General features: G+C 58.9%; 1 protein-coding gene. It reads right to left on the bottom strand.

The features are described from left to right. The coding region (locus D1159_RS19000; protein ID WP_161847137.1) for a transposase at positions 1-893 on the bottom strand (893 nt) is incomplete at both ends.

Raw genomic sequence — 893 nt, 5'->3', positions numbered from 1 at the left:
TGCTTGCCCTCGGCCCGCTTTTTGTCCATGAACTGAAGTATGGGATTGGCCGGGTCAGAGTGCTGGAGGATTGTGCTGGCGACCATGAATAGGGTTTTTCGCAGATGGGGAGATCCGCGCTTGGAGATGCGGCGGGATTTGGAGTCGAATGTGCCGGACTGGAAAGGCGGCGCGTCCATGCCCGCGAAGGCCACCAGGGCGCCCTTGTGGGTAAACCGCCGCACATCGCCGATCTCCGCCATGAGCTGCGGCCCAGTGACTTCACCCGCACCCTGCATCTCCATGACCACATCGAATTCCGGCAGCAGGGAGGCCAAGCGGAGCATCTCGCCCCGCAGGATATACAGCGCGTCGTAAACGGCGTTCAGGCTGTCCACGGCCTGAGCGATGAGCAGCTTGGCGCTGTCGTTTTTGGGAAATGTAGCCACAGCGTTTCTGGCGGCGGTATGGAACTTTTCGGCGTCAGACTGAGAGGAGCGATAGCCGGATCTGGCGCACCATTTGCGGTAAGCGTCCGAGAAAGCGGCGAGGGAAATGCCCGCCACGCAGTCCTTGTGCCAGAAGCGTTTCACAAAATCCACCCACTTGAAATGCCCGTTGGAACGCTTGGGCTGGGTGTCAAAAAGCGTGTTGACGCCGGGGAAAGTCTGGTCCAGCAGGGAGCTCAGGCCGTTGCGGAGGACCACACTGGATTTCTTGGTGCGCAGATACAAGCGGTTCTGCATTTTCAGCATCTGCCGGGGCTCATCCTCCGGCGAGTAGTCCCGCAGCTCCGCCCAGAAGGACAGGGCATAGTTGGCAATCTTCATAGAGTCGGCCTTGTCTGTTTTGACCTTACGCAGGGAGTTGTCGCTGAAATCGTGGATAAGCATGGCGTTGACTACACTGACGAA

Source organism: Pseudoflavonifractor sp. 524-17, from assembly GCF_009935845.1.
GTDB lineage: Bacteria > Bacillota > Clostridia > Oscillospirales > Oscillospiraceae > Pseudoflavonifractor_A.
This window is presented reverse-complemented; position numbering and strand designations above follow the sequence as displayed.